Annotated in this window: 19 protein-coding genes; 2 read left to right on the top strand and 17 right to left on the bottom strand. The window is 54.3% G+C overall.

Annotated features, from left to right (window positions below; all coding sequences use genetic code 11):
* The first annotated feature begins 582 nt into the window (after positions 1–582).
* Positions 583–741 carry a hypothetical protein gene (locus WCO56_10210; GenBank protein MEI7729934.1) on the top strand — a complete coding sequence of 53 codons (159 nt, stop codon included), beginning with the start codon at positions 583–585 and terminating at the stop codon, positions 739–741.
* A 21-nt stretch (positions 742–762) separates the two neighbouring features.
* Here the strand turns inward: WCO56_10210 and WCO56_10205 are convergent, their stop codons facing one another.
* From WCO56_10205 to WCO56_10165, 9 genes are all read right to left on the bottom strand, one after another.
* Positions 763–1,035 carry a hypothetical protein gene (locus WCO56_10205; protein MEI7729933.1) on the bottom strand — a complete coding sequence of 91 codons (273 nt, stop codon included), beginning with the start codon at positions 1,033–1,035 and terminating at the stop codon, positions 763–765.
* An 84-nt stretch (positions 1,036–1,119) separates the two neighbouring features.
* Entirely contained in the window at positions 1,120–1,671 is a 552-nt protein-coding gene (locus WCO56_10200) for a hypothetical protein (GenBank protein MEI7729932.1), read from the bottom strand.
* A gap of 119 nt (positions 1,672–1,790) precedes the next feature.
* Positions 1,791–4,136 (bottom strand): protein kinase, encoded by a 2,346-nt coding sequence (locus WCO56_10195; GenBank protein ID MEI7729931.1) that lies wholly within the window; start codon positions 4,134–4,136, stop codon positions 1,791–1,793.
* A 208-nt stretch (positions 4,137–4,344) separates the two neighbouring features.
* Complete coding sequence (locus tag WCO56_10190; protein MEI7729930.1) at positions 4,345–4,515, bottom strand: hypothetical protein; 171 nt, start codon at positions 4,513–4,515, stop codon at positions 4,345–4,347.
* Between the two features lie 122 nt (positions 4,516–4,637).
* Complete coding sequence (locus WCO56_10185; GenBank protein ID MEI7729929.1) at positions 4,638–4,847, bottom strand: addiction module protein; 210 nt, start codon at positions 4,845–4,847, stop codon at positions 4,638–4,640.
* A gap of 384 nt (positions 4,848–5,231) precedes the next feature.
* Positions 5,232–5,591 carry a hypothetical protein gene (locus WCO56_10180; protein ID MEI7729928.1) on the bottom strand — a complete coding sequence of 120 codons (360 nt, stop codon included), beginning with the start codon at positions 5,589–5,591 and terminating at the stop codon, positions 5,232–5,234.
* Positions 5,557–7,266 (bottom strand): aryl-sulfate sulfotransferase, encoded by a 1,710-nt coding sequence (locus tag WCO56_10175; GenBank protein ID MEI7729927.1) that lies wholly within the window; start codon positions 7,264–7,266, stop codon positions 5,557–5,559. Before WCO56_10175 ends, WCO56_10180 begins: the two co-directional genes overlap by 35 nt.
* A gap of 13 nt (positions 7,267–7,279) precedes the next feature.
* Positions 7,280–7,951, bottom strand: a complete 672-nt coding sequence (locus WCO56_10170) for a YbhB/YbcL family Raf kinase inhibitor-like protein (protein ID MEI7729926.1) — start codon at positions 7,949–7,951, stop codon at positions 7,280–7,282.
* Positions 7,952–7,977: 26 nt separating this feature from the next.
* Positions 7,978–9,273: an SUMF1/EgtB/PvdO family nonheme iron enzyme gene (locus WCO56_10165; protein ID MEI7729925.1), complete on the bottom strand. Its 1,296-nt coding sequence runs from the start codon at positions 9,271–9,273 to the stop codon at positions 7,978–7,980.
* Between the two features lie 231 nt (positions 9,274–9,504).
* Here WCO56_10165 and WCO56_10160 point away from each other — a divergent pair, with 231 nt between their 5' ends.
* The gene (locus tag WCO56_10160; protein MEI7729924.1) at positions 9,505–10,977 is read left to right on the top strand and encodes a PA14 domain-containing protein; all 1,473 of its coding nucleotides are present in this window, start codon (positions 9,505–9,507) and stop codon (positions 10,975–10,977) included.
* A gap of 8 nt (positions 10,978–10,985) precedes the next feature.
* On the opposite strand, the gene WCO56_10155 is transcribed toward WCO56_10160, so the two are convergent.
* The 8 genes from WCO56_10155 to WCO56_10120 all read right to left on the bottom strand — a co-directional run bounded on the left by WCO56_10155 (position 10,986) and on the right by WCO56_10120 (position 19,535).
* The gene (locus tag WCO56_10155; GenBank protein MEI7729923.1) at positions 10,986–11,171 is read right to left on the bottom strand and encodes a hypothetical protein; all 186 of its coding nucleotides are present in this window, start codon (positions 11,169–11,171) and stop codon (positions 10,986–10,988) included.
* Positions 11,168–13,045, bottom strand: a complete 1,878-nt coding sequence (locus tag WCO56_10150) for a M6 family metalloprotease domain-containing protein (protein MEI7729922.1) — start codon at positions 13,043–13,045, stop codon at positions 11,168–11,170. Before WCO56_10150 ends, WCO56_10155 begins: the two co-directional genes overlap by 4 nt.
* A 44-nt stretch (positions 13,046–13,089) precedes the next feature.
* Entirely contained in the window at positions 13,090–14,112 is a 1,023-nt protein-coding gene (locus WCO56_10145) for a DUF362 domain-containing protein (GenBank protein ID MEI7729921.1), read from the bottom strand.
* 168 nt (positions 14,113–14,280) lie between these two features.
* Positions 14,281–14,631 carry a type II secretion system protein gene (locus WCO56_10140; GenBank protein ID MEI7729920.1) on the bottom strand — a complete coding sequence of 117 codons (351 nt, stop codon included), beginning with the start codon at positions 14,629–14,631 and terminating at the stop codon, positions 14,281–14,283.
* 335 nt (positions 14,632–14,966) lie between these two features.
* Complete coding sequence (locus tag WCO56_10135; protein MEI7729919.1) at positions 14,967–15,854, bottom strand: menaquinone biosynthesis protein; 888 nt, start codon at positions 15,852–15,854, stop codon at positions 14,967–14,969.
* Positions 15,855–15,860: 6 nt separating this feature from the next.
* Positions 15,861–17,030, bottom strand: coding sequence for an aminofutalosine synthase MqnE (gene mqnE / locus WCO56_10130; GenBank protein ID MEI7729918.1), 1,170 nt, complete (start codon positions 17,028–17,030; stop codon positions 15,861–15,863).
* A 108-nt stretch (positions 17,031–17,138) separates the two neighbouring features.
* Positions 17,139–18,128, bottom strand: coding sequence for a UDP-glucuronic acid decarboxylase family protein (locus tag WCO56_10125; protein ID MEI7729917.1), 990 nt, complete (start codon positions 18,126–18,128; stop codon positions 17,139–17,141).
* 30 nt (positions 18,129–18,158) lie between these two features.
* A complete protein-coding gene (locus tag WCO56_10120; protein MEI7729916.1) occupies positions 18,159–19,535 on the bottom strand; it encodes a sugar transferase in 1,377 nt (458 codons plus the stop codon).
* Between the last annotated feature and the right edge of the window lie 5 nt (positions 19,536–19,540).

Raw genomic sequence — 19,540 nt, 5'->3', positions numbered from 1 at the left:
CACGGATAAAAAAATCACCGAAAACAGTTGCAAAAATTAACACCGTTGCTGGGTATGAGGTTAAGGGCTCGTCAACTCCAACGGAGTTGTGGCAGGACTAACTGGCGGCCATTGTTTTCCTCCCCAGTTCATCGTTTCAACAACGGATTTAACGCCCCACGGTTCGATTTCGGACGGCCGCAACTCCGTTGGAGTTGGTCCCATCGGTGGGCTTATCCCCAGGGTTAAATCACCGCCCTTTTGCCCCCGGCGATTTAGCCCTGGGCTGGAGGTCGAAACACCGTTGGTGTTTAGCGGCCGCCATCGGGTTTCGTCAAACGAGTGCCAGGAAAATCCACTTTGACTACGGTATGGCCCTTGCTCCACTGAAAATAGCGAAGAACCTTGCTTGAGCAACCCGTTCTGCCCCAACAAATCTTCGGGCTTTTGATAATCTTTCAATAATTCATCCAGCATGTCATCGGTAATGGCCATAGTTTCTTATCCTCTCAGCTATCGTCGGCCACTTACACGAAAATATTTATAGCCTCTAACTTTAATAGCAGGCGTTAAAGTTACGTCTGGCCTCCTCCAAAGTACAATGTGTGCTCAGATGTCTTTCCGGATATCGCCGAACGCTATCGCAGGTTGGGCGGCACGATTGTCCTGATCGGCAAACCCGGCATCAAACAGCATTCCCATGGCCTGACCGATCCCACCCCTGTTGTGGAGTTCATCGTGAAACATGCAGCGGGGCGGTAGGGTTTCAGAAGATCAGAAAGACTAGCCCAAAAGTCGAAAATCGGCCACTGATTGATCTGGATGACGTTCAATTTTATCAGCAAGCGAAGTCTCGTAAAGCTGGTGGTGGATATGTTCAGCCTCATTTTTCTGATCACGCACAACAATATCGATCGAAACTAACTCTCCGCGTACGTGGACTTGAAAAACGCCAAACCCTTTAACTGATAACTTTTGGGTAGTTAAAGTGAACTGTACTTTTTTATCCTGAAGGTCTTCATACCTCCACTTGGATTTGTAATAGATGCGTTCCATATGATATTTATAATAATGTTAACCAATAGCTTTGGTGGCCAGTGACTGAAAACAGCCGCTGGTAACGCTGCATGAATTACCTTGTTAACGTCTGTCCATAACATTTTGAGGAAGTGTCATTGCATGCTTTAACAACCGCCTATTGGGTCCATACATGTGGGATTGGATCAGTTCCTCAACCCAATCAATGCTATCAATAAGCATGTAGTGTTCAGCCTCAGTTTGGATAGGGTGATTGACATCCAGATCCTCAATGTGCGCTACAGCTCTATTTGCTGCTTTCATGACTGCCAAAAGGCTCTGGTAACGAGAATCACTTTTAGCTTCGAGCACAGTAAATCTTTGAATATTGAAGGAATGTGGCAATTTATGGCTTTCCTCAAGTTCCACACCCTGCTTCTTTCCCATACCTCGCTTCGGAAGATGTAGTCCCATCTCTGTGCAAAAAAATCGTACCATCAACATCGAAATATCTTTTGAGCACCGAAAAAAGTCAGGTGGCTCTCCGTCGCGGTATCCAGGTCTACTCGGCTTTGGACCATACCGCTCACGAAACGTCGTGAGCAGATTTACGCGATGCGGAATATGGTCATTGAAATACTCGTCACCGGTCATTGTGATTATTGTCGTTAGCATTTATTTTTTAAGACTCAATAACCGTCCATTGTTCATCGAACTTATGTCGGCTGGTCATATCTGCGTAGTACCCCGCCCCACATGGTGGCGGCCACTGAGTTCCACATGGAAGACAGTAGTTATTTTTCAATAAGGACACAACGAAATCCGCCCACGGTGGATTTTGTATCTGGGCCTACGGGATCAGCGGAAGCGTTCATGATACCCCCCACAAGTTTTTTGACATTGAAAGCCGCCGCATTCGTGTAACATCCCCCTGCCAAATACCATGACGTCCCAGATGCCCCCTCGCTTTTACACCACTCCTTGACATTACCCATGGTGAAGGTCAGCCCGAATTTATTGGTTTTACCACTACTGTATCTCAACGGCCAACCGACATGCGCATAGGCGTTATCATCGCGCAACTGATCCATCCCGGCGCCAAATAAATCCGAGAAAACCCGCCATTGCGCAAGTGTGGGCAGTGTGTATTCAGCATTGTCTGGCAACGTTTTTCCCCGTTCCTTTTCCGTCAATTTCCGGCAAAACTCCAGTGCCTCTTTGACATTTACAGAGTCCACCGGGAGATCCGGACTCCACATGGTCAGTTGACTTTGATTAACGACGCTGGGATCCCTGCTGGTTACTTGGAAGAATTCACTATGAGAAACTTCATACCTCCCCACATACGCGCCTTTGGTCCCAAGCAGATTGGGGACCCACGATAGCACCATGCCGATGGTATTCGTAAACGTTTCGGCTTTATTGTAGCCGCCAGCGCTGACAACAACACCAGGGGACATTTCCGGAGTGGCGGCAAAGATGCCGGTAATGTTTGTGGATTGATCAGGAACAATATAGGTTTTGATAAGATTGGTTTTACCTCCCAACACCATGGCTAATTCCAAAGGCCCGGGTTTGAACCACCATTGCGTTGGGGTTTCAATCTTTCGGTTGCCACAATAAACCACTGCCCCCGTTGGAGAACTATTCAAATCCGCCACCCCGCATTTGAATTTATAGAACATTTCCACCACCCCCGACTGCTGGTTTGTGACCGCACCTGGCTCTTCCAGTTCACTCAGGTCAAATTTACGATGATACACTCTGGCGTTGTATGTGATCTGATTTCGGTTGGTAATTTGAGTAATCGGTATGCCCTGTTCATTTTTCGGATTCAATATCATTTCTGCACCGTCAGGGAAGCTGGTCAGTTTTACTCGCAAGTGCTGGTCTCTCGCCAGTCGCAGGCTGAGTTGATTTGAGTCTGCAATCGTCTTGCGTTGGATTGGTAAATACATTCCCCAATACCATCCCCCCACCGCCAACAAGGCCACCAGCACCACAACCGCCAAGATCCACCGGCGCTTGATTACCTCTGGACGTTCCGTCGGGCGCGCCGCAATGGTGGACGGCAGTTCCAGGTGCATCGCCGGTTTAGTGGCAGGGATGGCTTGTATTTGCTTCACCGGAATCGTGACGGGGATTACCTCAGCTTGCAAGGCTGCCACAGTTGCAGGCAAGACTTCCCCTTCACCCGTTTCAACAGGAATGGTGACCGACAAGGACGTAGTTTTGAGCGGTATAGCAGCGGGCACACTTACGGGCGGAACGCCCATGCCACTTTCCACCCGTTCCCAAACCGCCTTGATGCTGACGGGCCGTTCCTCAGGTTTCTTGCCCAGACAGGCCATCACCGTCTCGACTACTTGCGGAGGCAGCGTATTGGCAATGCCCAATTCCGCCAGCCTTGCGGGCAAAGGTTGTGGAGGCGAATTCTTGACCAAGTGCAACAGTGCCGGACCATCAAAGACCAGTTCTCCGCAGAACAGATGGTACAACGTTGCTCCCAATGCATAAATGTCATCACCCACCTTGGGGCGTTCACCCTCCACCTGCTGCGGGCTCATGTACGCCGGGGTGCCGCTCGACGCGTGCTGTACCGATACCCGGCTCATGGAGTTATGAATCACCGCCGCAATCCCGAAATCCGCCAGCTTCAATGTCCCGGACTGGTCCACCATCAGGTTGCCCGGCTTGAGGTCCCGATGGATGACGCCCTTGCCGTGCGCGTATTCCAACGCCTGGCAGAGCTGTTGCACCCACGGGCGCAGGACTTCCCAGGTGAACACCTCGCCCGGCTGTTCGTAACGCAATTCCACCAGGCTCTTGCCCGCCACATATTCCATGGAGATGAACGGCAGTTCCCCGGTATTGCGGTGGAAATCATAAATGCGAATGATGTTGTCGTGGGTGAGCATCAGGGCGCGGGCGGTCTCGCGCTTCAACCCTTCCATGGCATCCAGGTCCGCCTGCAAGAGTGGGGAGACAAACTTGAGCGCGACGGAACGCAGCAATTCCGCATCCTCGGCCAGCCACACCACGCCCATGCCGCCCTGCCCCAGTTGCTTGACCAAGGTAAAGCGTCCCGCCCCGACCTTTTGGCCGGGTGCAAAATTTGCGTCACCAATCGGAGCTGGCATATCCAGATGCTACAGGAAATTGGTGGGCAGAGAAAAGAAAAAAGGTGGTACCACTTGTAGGCCAACTCACTATTTCCAAAAATACGCGCGTTTGATTTCGGGGTTGTGGCGGAGGTCGCCGCCGGAGAGGGTGGTGGAGCGATAAACTGGAGGACAACCGAGGATCACTTCGGAGTTCGGTTCCCAATTCAACCATTCAGCCTCCCCCTTACTTCAATTTTTCCCGTATCCACACGGGATCTCTTCGCAGATCAATCACTGCCCACACCACAGCATATTCGTCCTCGGTGGTGTAGTAAATGCCATACGGGAAAACTTTGCTTAGGAGGCGATGGTAGTCGAGATAGACAACCCGGTGAATGCCCGCTGAAACTTTCAACCCCTCAATGTCCGCGCGAAGACAAGCCGCAAATTATTCACCGAGTCCAGCCGCCCGCGCTTCGTAAAACAGGAATCCATCGTTTAGATCCTGAAGTGCGTCTTCTGAAATCCGCACCCGATTCATGGCCTGCCGATGGTTCCTTTTACCGAATCCCAGTCCAGGAGTTGTGCCACGCCCGCTCGCACCCGTGCGCGACGGCGATCCAAAAGGTCTTTTTGCTGCTGGGGTACGTCCAACCGGTCAAAGCGGTCCCGGAAATCCTCCCAGATAGCCTCCATGATCTGAAGCTTTCGGTCAATCGGCAGTGCTTTAACTTCTTCCGCTATCATGCAGTAACAATACCTTGCTCCCGGCAAATCTGCCAGCTAATTCCAAATCGTTATCAAGATGAGACTAATTCGCTGGTCTTTTGAGCTGCTGGCTTCGTTGCTCGCTCGTTGCAGACCGCTGCGGGTATGCGCCTCGCTCGCGTCTCGCCAGCCGCCCAAAATCCTGCGCGCCTTCGCCTCATCTTGAAAGCTCATTGGAATAAAAGAAATTTTTACCGTTCCTGACGTGGATTCAACGGAACACGGTTTTGTTTTGGGAAACCGCAACTCCGTTGGAGCTGAGGATCACTACCTCCAATATCTGGGGCAGCCCCGTGAGAAAAAAGTCAAATGCGTAACAGCACACCCGGGGTCTTCCTTGATAAACTGAAGGACAACCTAGCATCACTTCCCCGGCTCGGCGTTCGGGCTTTCGGCATTCTTCCCTGATTCTTCACAGATTCGCTTGCGGGACCCGATCAGGACGGGAATGGAAACCGCCGCGTAAAGGCCCGCCGCAATCAGCAGCGATTCCCGCATGCCCACCCAATCCGCCAGGCTCGTGATGCCCAGGCTGGCAAAGGGCATCAGCCCGAAGAAGCTCAGGCCCACGAGGGCGGAGCCCCGGATTTTTCCCGGCACAGAATGGGTGGGCTCGTCGGTCACCGCTGCAACTCCAGGCCCAACCCCCAATTCTATCCCGGCGATGAAATATCCAGGACAGCAGCATTTACTGTAGCCGCTCGCGAGGTTGTTGTCCGCCATCGCGTCCTTTTTTACCACCGCCACCACCACCGCCGGGACGATCTGTGCGTTGGGCTTCGGTCATGAGATGCAGGCCGGTTTTGCCTTTTTGCGATGCGGGCAGTTCAACCACGCCTTTGGGCGTCAGGTCCCGTCCAGCGAGACCCAGATAATTGGGCTCGTAGCGATGGATTTTAAAGACGGCGTTCCACAAGTGGCCGCGCATGTCTTTGCCGGGCAATTCGCCCTGCGCCAGGATGCCGCCACGCACCATCGGGTTCACGTATTGCCATACCATCTCGCCCGTCGGGGTAACTTCAAACAGGTTGCCCACGATGCCCGCGCAGATGAGGGTGTTGCCGTTGGGCAGCCGGTGAGCCCCGGAAATTTCCGAGGAGAAAAAGTCGGTGCGAATTTTCGCCTCGTAATGCCAGACAGGTTTTTCGGGCCCGTATGCTTTGCCCGGCTCGAGGATGTATCGGCCATTGGCATCCACCGGCAACACGATTTCTTCGATGCTGGTGTAACCGCGATCGTAGCCATTATTAAAAATAGTGAGATGACCGGCGCCGGGATAGCCCGCGGGAATCCACTGGGCATCGTGCTGCTGGACCAGTTGTTTATCCTGCATCGTGCCGCGTTTGTAGGCAGCCGGATTACCCCAGCGATAAATGAGGTCCCCACCCTTGCCGTGTTTACCGCCACTGTGGCCGGCAGCCGCCTTGGTGGTGGTGCTATGGTCCAGCAACCATATCTCATTGCAACCACGCACGCTCAAGGCGATCTGGTCGAGCGCCGGGTTGTAATCGAGCGAATTCATGTGATTCCAGAAAGCGGGTGAACTCCGCCCATTGCAGGCCACACTGATTAGCTCCGGGTGCGCTGCAACGTCACCGTAATTGGGCTTGGTCCGGTCCAAATCCTGAATCAAGTGATCCCAGACGTGCCACTCCCAGACAATACGGCCGCCTTTGGGCTTGATGGGCTCGATCTCCACAATGGCATCGGGCACCAGATATTCATCACGCAGCAGGTTGGCAGTGAAGCCAGCCGCCAGCGCCTGCTCGGACGACTTGCGCTCGACCATCAAAGCAAGAATGTGACCGTTGGGCATCGGCTTGAGATCATGATGCAGTTGATAGTCGCGCGTGGCATGATCGAACTCCCATACGAGGTTGCCCTCCCAGTCGTACTCCTCAATCCGTCCGCCTTCGCCGCCGCCGGTGCCGCCCTGCACCCGAAGCATACAGGCACGGATGAGGTGGCCATTGGTCAGCAGATAAACGGATTGTCCGGGTTCGTATTGGCTTTTCCACTGGTGTATCACCTGTCCCTGATTGTCCATCAGATAGGTGACCATGTTATGCTTGGGCGCGAAAAGTGTATAGCCGCTGCAAGCCTTGGAGGTATTGAGGAATAGCCCCACGGTCTGGCCGGGATTGGGCGACGTCGGGGTTTTGTTCTCCGGCATGTCATGCCGTGCTCCACCGCCGCCGCCACCGCCACCCTCGCGGCCTTGACCCCGGCCCTGGCCCTGACCTTGGCCTTGCCGTTGACCGTCCGGACGGGGCGGGTGACTATTGGGTTCTTCCTGGGCGGAGGTACTGGAAGGGAACTGGAGAACTCCGCCGGTGACCAGCAACGCACACAGGGCGGCCTTGATTGTATTAACGATGGTTTTGAATGCTGTTTTCATAATTTTTGTTGGTTCATGGTTGGGTTGGCGGTCTGCGTTCGCCCCCTTGGCGATTGGGATCACGCGGGGGGTGGTCAGCCGGGCCATCCGTCGCACCGGCGGGCCGTGAATAAACGACGCTCAGTTCTGCGGTGGCGAGGATTTTATCTTTCATCGCGGTGAGCAACACCTCGCGATTGACTTTGGCGGGCGGAACGGTGATTTCCGGCGGTGCGGAGAGCGCATAGACGGTATAGATATAGGTCTTGGGACCGGGCCCCTTGGAATGCGGGGGCGCATATTCGGTGCGATTGTTGACACTGTTGTTGCCCAGCGTGCCCACCCCTTTCACATTTTTGGGCAGGGACTGAACGCTGGCCGGAATGTTATAGAGAGTCCAGTACCACTTGGCCTCGCCTTTGGGATCAATATGGTGCATGATGACGGCGTAACTTTTGGTGTTGCCCGGTGCGCCGTTCCATTCCAGCGGCAGGGTGGAACTGGTGCCATCCCCAGTGTAATCCTTGGGCAAGGTTCCGCCATTAGTTACCTCGGAACTGCGCAGCACCAACGCAGACTTCGGTTTCGCGCCGGTGTTTCCAGTTTCATTCGGTTCGGCGGCCAGAGCCAATAGGGAGAATACACCAGGCGTTAGTGCCGCAATCAGCAGGGGCAGATATTGAATAAGTTGTTTTCGTGCGTTCATAATTTTGGGAGGTGCATCGGGAATTCCTATTGCTGATTATTATCACGCGGCGGGCGGTCACCAGTCCCGCCCTCGGGGCCTCGTCCGCCGCCGTCTCTGCCGCCCTTGCCTTTGCCTTTTTGCCCGCCACCGGGGCGATTGGGATCGCGCGGCGGACGATCACCGCCGCCGCCACCGCCGTCGTTCTGTTGTACCTTTTGGACGGGGGTTGGCTTGATCACCGGACGGCTCTCGGCGTTGATCGGCAGCAATACCCGGAAGCCGATATGGAAATAGGGACCATCGGGATCGCTAAGGTGGGTGATGGGGTCAGGGCCGCGGAAATACGAGGGATCGCGATTCGAGACGCGGCTGTGCCCATACTCGCCATTGAACCAACTGCCGCCGCGCATGCACCGGTACGGTTTGCCATCCGGCATGGGACTGCCCGTGGCCGGACCGGGCGGATTGGTGGCTGGCGAATACGCATAATAATTGCGCTCATACCACTCGGTGCACCATTGCCAGACGTTGCCGGCCATGTCGTTAAGGCCGAAGGCATTCACGCCATTGGCGGTTTGAAACGTATCCTGTGCCCCGGGCCAACCGGCCTCGGCTTTTTGATGCACTTTGCCGTCGAAGAAACCGACCGGCGTGGTCCACGGCAGCGAACCGCTGCGGAAGGGGTTCTTGGATTCCGGCCAGTTGGCTCTGGTGGGATCCGCCTCGTTGGCCGTGGCAAAATTCCAGTAAGGATTATACTGGCCACCGCGCGCGGCGTATTCCCACTCGGCTTCAGTGGGCAGCCGGTAACCACTTTTGTTAAAGTCGCAGTCCCAGGTGGCCGTGTCATAGCACGCTGGCACTCCCATTTTTGCGCTCAGCCAGTTGCAGTAAACCGCCGCCCCCGCCCAGCGGACACATACCATCGGATGGCGCTCCTTTTTATCGAGCACGCTGAAGGTCTTGCCGTCCCAACCAATCCGGCTGCACGTGGATGTCTGGCGCGTGTCACAAAGCAGGTCCTTGCCGCCCGCGAGGTACACGCCGCCATTCCGCACCTCGATCAGTTTCTGCCCCTGCGCAGCATGGAGAAACTCGCAGTATTCCTTCGTCGTCACATTGTTGATCCCGATATGGAACGAATCCAGTTGCACCTTGTGGATGGGGATTTCGTCACTACCATGCTTGGGGTCCACGAAGCCATGGTGATCGCCCATTTCAAAGGTGCCGACAGGAATCAGCGCCATCCCGGGCGGCAACGCAGCCTGGACCGGCATGACCGCAGACTGGCCCAAAGTGAGCGTCAGCACCAACCGCAACATTGCATAACACAATTTCATATACCCAACTAGACATCCGCCAGATTAAAAAAGCCCGCTGGGTTTCATTAAAAAAATTTAATCCAAGCAAGCCCTTCCAATTCTGAACAGCCGACGTTCAAAACCAAAACTACACACTAAAGCTTGGTGGCAAAAGAGATTGACGACTCTATCAGCAGGAACTACGGTGCCACTCAATGAAGCAAGAAGTCGAAACCGTGCATCATAAACATTCAACGTGAAAACCTGATTATGAAGATTATCACTGCCTTTTTACTTTGTTGTTCCGCCGGGCTTGGCTGGGCACTGGCAGCCGCAGAAACCACCCAACCTGGATTGCTGGCGGAGTTTTATCCCTCGGATAATGCCATTGAGGAGTTTCCCAATATTCCGGCGGAGCGGGCACCAGCGCTTAAACGCGTGGATGCCACGATCAATGTGGATGTCGGCGATGATGCCTGGCCCGGCACCCGTTGGAGTGATCATTTCTTCATTCGCTGGACCGGTAAAATCCGTATTGCCGCCGAAGGCAAATACGCATTTTTCCTGGTGTCAGATGACGGGTCGCGCCTGTTCATTGACGGCCAGCAGGTCGTGGATCACGGCGGACTCCATGCCATGGAGGAAAAATCGGGGGAGACACAGCTTAAAGCCGGGGACCATGACCTTAAAATCGAGTACTTTGAAAATGACGGGCAGGCCGGCTGCAAGTTCCTATGGCAGGCGCCGGGTAAAGATAAGGAAATCGTGCCTGCCAATGTGCTATCCTGTCAGGCACCCCCGGCCGAACCATCCCCCAAGGGCACGGTCGCCGGTTTGCGGGCGACAATCCATGCCTTTGAATCGGCGCTGGAAGACTTCCCCACCATTGCGGAAGGGAAAAAGCCGACCCTGGAGCGAGTGGACGCCACAATTGATGTCAATGTCGGTGATGAGGCCTGGCCGGGGACCGAGTTGAAGGATCATTTTTCCATTCGTTGGGACGGTTTTTTGCGCGTGCCGACCGATGGCAAATACACGTTTTTTCTCGAATCGGATGATGGGTCGCGTCTGTTTATTGACGGACGGCAGGTGGTGGATAATGGGGGCCTGCACGCCATGGAGGAAAAATCCGGCGAGATAGAATTACGATCCGGGGAACACGAGGTGCGGATTGACTATTATGAAAACGATGGCCAGGCAGGCTGCAAATTCTCCTGGCAACAGCCGGATCGGGAGAAACAAATCGTCCCGGCAACCGCGCTTTACTGCCCAGCCTCCAAGCTGATAGACCAGCCCAACGCGGGTTTGAAGGCGGAGTTGTTCGCATTGGATGGGGCCGTGGAGAGTTTTCCCAGTATCAGTGCGGACAAACGGCCCACCGTGGAGCGGGTGGACCGCAAGATCAACGTGAATGTGGGCACGGATTCCTGGCCCGGCACCACGCTGAGCGATCACTTTTATATTCGTTGGACTGGCAAATTGAAGGTGACCGAGCCGGGCCGTTACACCTTTTATGTGGAATCGGATGATGGTTCACGCCTGTTCATTAATGGTAACCAGGTGGTGGATAACGACGGCATGCATCCCATGGTGGAAAAGTCCGGGGAAGTGGAACTACAAGCCGGCGAACACGCGCTGAAGCTGGAGTACTATGAGAACGAAGGGGATGCCGGTTGCCGGTTTTTGTGGCAACCCCCGGGTCAGCCCAAGCGCATTGTGCCAGCCAGTGTTTTGACCCATTGAGCGGATTTCTACCGTTTGAGGCCCTTGAGATAGTCCTGATATTTTTGGATGGCCTGTTCTTCGGTAATATTTTTGCCGAAGGCCATGCGCGCATGGCCGATGAGAGTCTGGCCCTTCTTGACGTCCTTGCCGAACAGGCTCAGATAATAGCATCCAAGTCCGGAGTTCTGCTCAAACATGATGCAAGCCATCACTCATATTCGTATCCGATCTGGAAGGCGATACGGCCATCGGATAACCGGCGAATGCCGGTCAGGTGCACGGGCAGGCCGCCGCCAAGCAAAGACCGGCTGGAGGGAATTGTAAACGGCGTGAAGGCGTGATTCGCCTCGCTGGGATAAGGAACTGAACGCAGGTAAACCCGTGGCCCCAACGGCCCCTCCACTCCATGGGATTCCTCCAGGATCGGATGATTTCTCACCACGCGCCAGATCAGTAATCCCTCCGCCGGCAGGCTTTGGTCAAAACCGGTCTTTCGCCGATTTTCCAGCAGGAAATATTCAGAGCCGTCGCGCCGCACCAGAATTTTGTAACATTCGCGAGTGGACCCTTCCACCGGACCGAGCAGCAGTTTTTGTTTCACGGTCGGATCCAGCACCGCCGGTTTGAGCCAGCCCAACTGTTCCTTGCACCAGGCCGAGAAATGCTGCGGTTGTCCGCCGGGGCTTTGATGGGACATGGCGCACCACCGGCCAAGCCCTTCGGAACCCGGATTCTCCGGCCGGGCATAAAGATCAGGCAACCCCAGGACGTGCCCGAATTCATGGCAGAACACGCTGATGTTGTTCATGCGTGCGCCACCTTCCGGGCAGATGACAATCGGCCAGCGCCGGCCCTGCCAATTGAGATTGGACTTATGCGGCCAGTATAAACTATTACGGCTGGCTCCCGGAAAGCGGTCGCCGGCAAAAACAAACACGAATCCGTCAAAATTGGTCAGTGTCTCCCGCCCCACTCTCGCCATCAGCAAATTCAGCGCGTTGGTGAAGAAAACACTGTGGCTCACGTTGCTTCCAGACGGCGCGTAATCCGCGCGTTTCTTTGGCAACTCCACCCAATCAAACACGCTACCCGACACCCGCAGTGTCCCGCCGGATTGTTCCGCATAATAATCCGCCAGACTTCCATATACGGTCTGCCCGGTAGCGTTGGTTTTATCGTGATAAACACCCCGACTGAAAAAGGCCTGCGCCCATTCGTTCGTGATGATGCGCGGGTTGTGTTTGACATCCAAATATTCGACCGGCACCACGGCGACGCGAAAAACGGGTTGTTTCCAGAGATTATGTGTTGAACGAATGTACGAGGTATCCTCCGCGTTCGGATCCGGCACCAGCGTCAGTGCCTGTTTGGCAACCTTCTCCTTGCTACGATAGGTTACCGTGACCGTCTCACCCGGACTGTGTTCCGTCAGGAGAACCGTGAGATCGGATGGTGTGAAAAGTGGCGTATCCCCGATTTTTAACAACACGTCGCCGTGGCGGATTCCGGCCTTGTCCGCTGGCAAACCGGTGGTGACGCGAGTGATCGGCAACCCAGCGCCATCGGTAGGCTCGCCCACCGAAAGTCCCAACAAACCGCGTTCGCCCGCCACCTTCAACGGCTGGCTGAGAAGCCCCGGTGTTACGGGGACTTCCAGTTGCGCACTGGCACGCGCCAAGCGCAAGCGAACTGGTTTCCCGGTCTCAAGCGACTGCAATTGTTCATGCAAGCCCTCCCGGGTCTTGAGTGCTTCACCGTTTAGTGCCAGCAACAGGTCGCCGGCCTGAATTCCGCCCACTGCCGCCGGGGAGGCTGGTTCAACCATGGTAACGCGCAAACTGCCGTTGCGGAGTGATTCAACTTCCACCCCCAAATATCCCGACTGATTGACCGTTACCGTGGCACTGGCCGGCGATTGCACCGCGGTAATCGCCGTAGCCACAGTGCGGTACTCCTTGAGATTCAGTGCGCCGCCGGTCGGCGTGGCCGAGCCGGTCTTATCAGCCGGTGCCATTGGCACGAGGCGGCACGCGCACAATCCCACCAGCAAGCCGCCATACAGGAGCACTCGGGTTACCGTGTTCATGAAGCAAACCATTATGAATTTGGCGTTTTAGCCTGCGGGAATCCTCAGCTTTTCTTCACCGGCGTCATCCAGATCAACTGTTGCTCAATGTTCTTGGCCAGCTTGTAGGGTTTAATGTGGTCTTTGAGATTGGGGCCGAGGATTTCGATCTTTGCCAAGTCGGTTTCACCCATGCCGGCCTGACCGCAAAAATTCAGGTAGCCAACCTGGGCGAAATCAATGCCCATCAATTCCACCGCCGTGCGGTCCGCCGCCAGCCAGTCCAAACTTGCCACGCACACTTTATGGTCCACCGGTGTGCCGCCGACCGGACCATTGCCCTCCATGCCTTCGTAGCCGTCAATCACCGCCAGGTGTGGGTGAAGGCGCGGCGCGAGCGCAAAGAGGTTATAGTTGATGCCCCGGAAACCGCTGCCATGAGTGAGGGACTTGTCATTCTTGGCCCCGCGTTTGCTGCCGGGCCCCCACCTGAAACCGGCATCCTTGATCGGCGCACCGACCACAATGTTTTTCAGCGACAGGGTGGCGAGGACGCGGTCGTGCGTCTTGAATTTCGCCGCTGAGATGATGAAGTTGTTGGGATCAAGTAACACCTTGGAGGCGCGAAGCGGGTGCGGCCGAAAATCCAGTTCGTCGAAGCAATGCAGAATCTCGAACCCTTCCTGGTCGAGATCCATCAGCTTGGCGCCATATTTGCCAGCGAGCTTATCGTAGCCGTAATTGGCAAAGCCTTCGAGCGAGGGACCGTTCGCGGCGGACTCGGCGATGACAACGTTGGTTTTGCCAATGGACTTCAGGAATTCCAAGATGCCTTCCAGATTGGCGGCATCACTGGCGCAGAGGGGACGGTCAATGGCGACGTTGTTCGGCTTGAGGATGACCCGTTTATCACCGATGGCGGCGGCTATTTCCTTTTTGAAAGGCACCAACGCCTTGAAGGCGAGATCCGCACGGTCGTTGCCGGAGGTAAGTGCCACACGGCTGGTAAAGTTTTTGGCGACCGTTTCGGCTTCAGCGCCAAAGGCAACGGGCAATTTCCACGCGGCCAGCGCGGCAGCACCGTGCAATGAATTCCGTATGAAATCCCTTCGGGAGGAGCAAGCGCACGGTGTCATAAACAGTGTTTCAACATCTCTCAGCTTCACAAATCAGACCAATCGTTCTATCGGATGCTCTTGCAGACAAAAAAAAAGCTTGGAAGCGCGAGCCTCCAAGCTTTGAAGTCAACCCTACGATTACAGGGTATGATCGCTGGTCGCGGCACTGCAGGCCGGTTTGGTCCCGACCGCATTGAATGAATACGTACCAGCACCAGGGCAGGACGGGGACTGCTTGATATAAGAGGTGGCCCCGATCAGATCGGAGGTCACGGGGGTATCCGCCGTGGTCTTCTTATTTTCGAGCGCCCACTGTTCCTTGGCACCATCAATCTGCCGCAAGTTGTTGATGCAGGCATTCTTCTGGGCCGTGGTGCGGGCTTTCACGAAGTTCGGAATGGCGATGGCGGCCAATAAGCCGATGATCGCCACAACGATCATGATTTCTACCAATGTGAAGGCGCTCTGGCGCGAGGTTTGCAGTTTCATATGCTTTGTTCTTTCTGTGTTTTGTTTTTTTGTTTTACCGTACACGGCGTGAACATGGCATACAGTCCAATTATTAGTACAATCTTCGTTCACTGATTACCGTATGCCGACCGTACAAAATAGTATAGCACACCTTGTGCCAATGTCAAATATGAACTATAAATATATGCCCATAATACCCTACAGACAGAATTTATCCCTGAAAACAAAGGGGGATACCAATTCAAACAGGTGACGAATACTGTTTAAAACCATGCCAGAAAAACCGAAAACTGTACATTAAGTGTACAGTTTTAAGACAGACTGTCCAATAAATAGACATATCGTAAACAGCACTAGGCTACAAAGTGAATAGGGTAGATTGGCGACTGCTGATGTTTTTGTAGCAGTTCGGCAAACTTGTTCAATCCACAACGTTCGTCGGTACCGAAATGATAATGAATATGCCAAGTTAAGTAATCCTTGCGAAAATCGTAGTCATATTCATTTCTACTCAGGAGTAATGTCTCCATGGTATCCAACCCGAAGTCCTTGGCTTCCAATAATATTCGTCGTAATTTCTCATTTTCAACACCGCGCCGCAACGCCCAGACCGCATAAACAAAAGGCAGGCTGGTCAACTCGCTCCACGCGGCCCCCAGGTCGAGAATTTCATGCGGTGGACCACTAAATAGAAAATTGAGCGCGTGATCGCCTATCAGCATCACAGCGTCCAAATTGGACGCAGACTCATAATCTGGAAGCGGTTTATATTCAGGATGCAAGCCGCGCTCAGCCAAGATCACTTTCAACAGATTGACACTCGTGAGAGAAGCCGTGTCGCAATAGACCTCGCGCAGGCTTTCCAATGGCTTACGATGAGCCAAAAAAACGCTTTTCACTTCCCCCAAAGAGCCAATCGCCACCCCATCCAGCACGTCATACCGATCAGAAAACAACACCTCGGTGACGCTGATTAGCGCGGCATCCAACTGGTCATTCCGCAATAACTCGGCCAATTGGGAGGGAGGGGCGTACAGAATTTGATCCTCCAACCCACGCGTGAGCGGCGCGGCATTCAGGTGTGGCACCGAACCAACCCGGAAAGGGGCAAGGGAATTTTCCAACCGCGATTCCCGTTGCAATCCTTCCGCACGCTGCTGGCGGTCCACACGCCGGGTCATTTCCTCGATGGTCTCCCTGGCGGCCAGTCGCAATTTTGGTAATTTGTTAGTGTCATCCATGGTTGACTACCCGGTTACCAAGTTTTCCTGTAAAATATGCGAAACCTGTTTGTGATTAGCCATTTTCACAGTCTGCCAGTCCTCCCAAATCTTGATCGGCTCATAAAAGGTGTTCCGTTGTACCGGTATCCGTCCAACCTCGCGAATGGCTTTGACCATCTCCAACTCGGTTTGCAATTGTGGAGATTTAGCTCCCGCCATGCGGAAAATATGCTCCTCACCAATCGTCCCATGCAAATCATCCGCGCCAAAACTCAGCGCCACCTGGGCCAATTTCATCCCGAGGCCGACCCAGTACGCCGTGATATGATCCACATTATCGAGATAAATCCGGCTCACCGCGATGGTACGGAGGGAGTCAAATCCGGTGGGAGCATGATGGACCGGGATGGCATTGTTTTCCGGTTGGTACGGCAGCGGAATCAAACCACAAAATCCACCGGTTTCATCCTGCAAATCCCGCAGGTGGCGCAAATGATCCACCCGATCTGCCAGTGTTTCCACATGGCCATAGAGCATGGTGCTGGTACTGCGTCCTCCCATGCGGTGCCAGACGCGATGGACATCAAGATACTCTTCGGCAGTCTCTTTACCCCGCGCAATGGCTTCCCGGACATCTTTTTTAAAAATTTCCGCCCCGCCACCCGTCAAGGAATCCAATCCGGCGTCTTTCAACAACTCCAGCGTATCACCGATTCCCTTTTTGGCCAGCCAAGCCAAGTGTCGGATCTCAATGGCGGTGAAGCACTTCAGTTGCAGTCGGGCATCCAACGCTTTCAGCGTGCGCAACAGGTCGGTGTAATATGAAAATGGCAGGCCGGGATGCAGCCCGCCAACGATATGTAATTCCGTGACGCCTACCGCCAAGGCTTCCCGAGCCTTTTGGACAATATCCTCAATGGATAATTCAAATCCATCCCCATTGCGCTTCTTACGGGAAAAGGCACAGAACTGACAGGAAAGAACGCAGTAATTAGAATAATTGATATAGCGATTGACGATATAGCTGGCCCGGTTGCCAACCCGCCGCTCACGGGCCAAATCCGCCAGCGTGCCGACGGCATTCAGATCGCGGCACTCCAGCAATTGCAACGCTTCGGATTCATTAATCCGTTCGCCGCGCTCCACCTTCTCACGAATGCGAGGCAGTGGATAATGTGCCGCCAAACAATTCATGGGCTTCAATCCATTATCAAACCAAGCCAACCATAATGGAATTTCACCCAAACGCAACTGCGGATGCCAAGCGCAGATACTAAAGCCATCGTACTACCTCGGACGCGCTCAAATCTTGTTGCGGAAATAGGCGATTGTCTTGGCCAGCCCCTCTTCCAATTTGACGGCGGGTTCCCAACCAAGCATGGTACGCGCCTTGGTAATATCCGGCCGGCGCTGTTTAGGATCATCCTGCGGCAATGGCTTATAACTGATACGACTGCGAGACCCGGTAAGGCGGATGATTTCCTTGGCAAAATCCAGTACCGTGATTTCGTGCGGGTTACCAATGTTTACCGGCAAAGAATAGTCACTCATCATTAAGCGGTAAATGCCCTCGATCAAATCAGCACAATAACAAAAACTACGGGTTTGATTCCCCTCGCCGAACACGGTAAGCGGCTCATGGTTAAGTGCTTGGCTGACAAACGCCGGCACTACCCGGCCATCCCGCAGGCGCATGCGCGGTCCATACGTGTTGAAAATGCGCACGATGCGCGTCTGCATCTTGTGCTCGCGTTGGTACGCCATGACCATGGCTTCGGCGAATCGTTTGGATTCATCGTAGCATCCGCGCGGCCCAATGGTATTGACGTTGCCCCAGTATTCCTCACGCTGGGGATGAACCAAAGGGTCACCATAGACCTCCGAGGTGGAAGCCAGCAGAAAGCGAGCGCCTTTTTCACGCGCCAACCCAAGCGCTTTATGGGTGCCCAGCGAACCCACTTTCAAGGTTTGGATGGGTAACTCCAGATAATCCACCGGGCTGGCGGGTGAGGCAAAGTGCCATACGTAATCCACCGGGCCTTGTAAAAACAGAAATTCCGTAACATCCTGCTGGATAAAGCGGAAATTCCGGTTGCCTGCCAGATGGTCAATGTTATCCACCGAGCCCGTCACGAAATTATCCATGACCACCACCTTGTGCTCGCGGGCCAACAAATAATCCACCAAGTGCGAACCTAAAAAACCAGCGCCTCCCATTACCACAGAAACAGGTTGAAGGGCGGTCTTGGCGACTGGGGCGGCAACGGCCGCCGGACGTTTGCTTTTTTTCATAAGTAAAAACGGAACGATGTGGATTGGGTTTTACTTGGCACCGGTGCCCACAATGACGACCGGAACGGTTTTGAACAGGATTTTGATGTCCAGCCAAAGGGACCAATTATCAATATATTCGAGATCCAAGCGGACCCAATCGCGGAAATCCTGCACCTGGTTGCGCCCGCTGATTTGCCAGAGGCAGGTTAGCCCGGGCTTGACGCTTAGACGGCGGCGAAAAGCGTGGTTATCGAATCGCTTGACCTCGTGGACTGGGAGCGGACGCGGTCCCACCAGGCTCATTTCACCGCGCAAGACATTGATAATTTGCGGCAATTCATCCAAACTGAACTTGCGAAGGAACTGGCCAACCGAAGTGATACGAGGATCATTGGTCACCTTGAAAACCGGGCCGCTCATCTCATTCCTTGCGGCGAGTTCGTACTGGCGCGCCTCCGCGTCCAGCACCATGGTGCGAAACTTATACATGGTAAAAGGCTGGCCGTTCAGCCCGCAACGCTGCTGACGAAACAGAACGGGGCCTTTGGAGGTGAATTTGATGAGGATGGCCAGAACCATAAACAAGGGGCTCAATACGACCAACCCCAGCAACGCCAGAACCACATCCATAAACTGCTTGACCACGGCCTGCCAGGATGCCTCGGGTGCCGAGCTGAAAACCAGCACCGGCAGACCGTGGAAATCATCCGCGCTCAAGCGGAAGGTCTTGGTTCGGAAAAAGTCGGCCACCAACCAGGTATCCACCCCCTCCAATTCACAAATCTGGATGGCTTTCTCGATTTGAGGGAAGTACGCATGATTGGCACAAAGAATCACCCCGCTCGGAGAGAGTTCGTGCAACTGATCGGCCAGGTTCTCGATGGATTGTTGGTTCAAATCCAGTTCCGCCACCAATTCGATGGGCAACGACGACCGTTGGAGTCTTTCACGGAAACCGTCACTGTCCACTTTGCGTCCCACCAGGATGACGCGCCGTTTTAGTTGAGCCATGCCAAAATTCGTGCGATAAATCGCTCGCTGACACTCTTCCTTGATGAGGACCAGCAACAAACTAATCGCACCGAACAAGGGGAATACGCCGCGCGCCAACTGTTCCCGCACCAAAAACGTCGCCAGAATGCAGATCACGGCCACCCACGCGCTGGCCTTGAATAACGGCCAAAACATCTCCCGACGCGTAGCAATCACCGGACGCCCATAGACGCCCTGCCATTCCAGCACAAATGGCGACACGGGCAGAATCACCGCCCACAGCCAGATATAATCATCGAAAGGCCCGATGGGATCATGACTCCAGCCCCAGCAAGTGCGAAGGATATGCGCGAGCCAAAACGCAACCATAAACAAGGCCGTGTCCACGACCTGATGCATTCGCGTGCGCAATTGGCGATATCGCCGTAACATAACTT

It is taken from the genome of Verrucomicrobiota bacterium (assembly GCA_037139415.1).
Taxonomy (GTDB): Bacteria; Verrucomicrobiota; Verrucomicrobiia; order Limisphaerales; family Fontisphaeraceae; genus JBAXGN01.
Note: the sequence above shows the minus strand (reverse complement) of the source record. Positions and strands in the feature narration are given on the sequence as shown.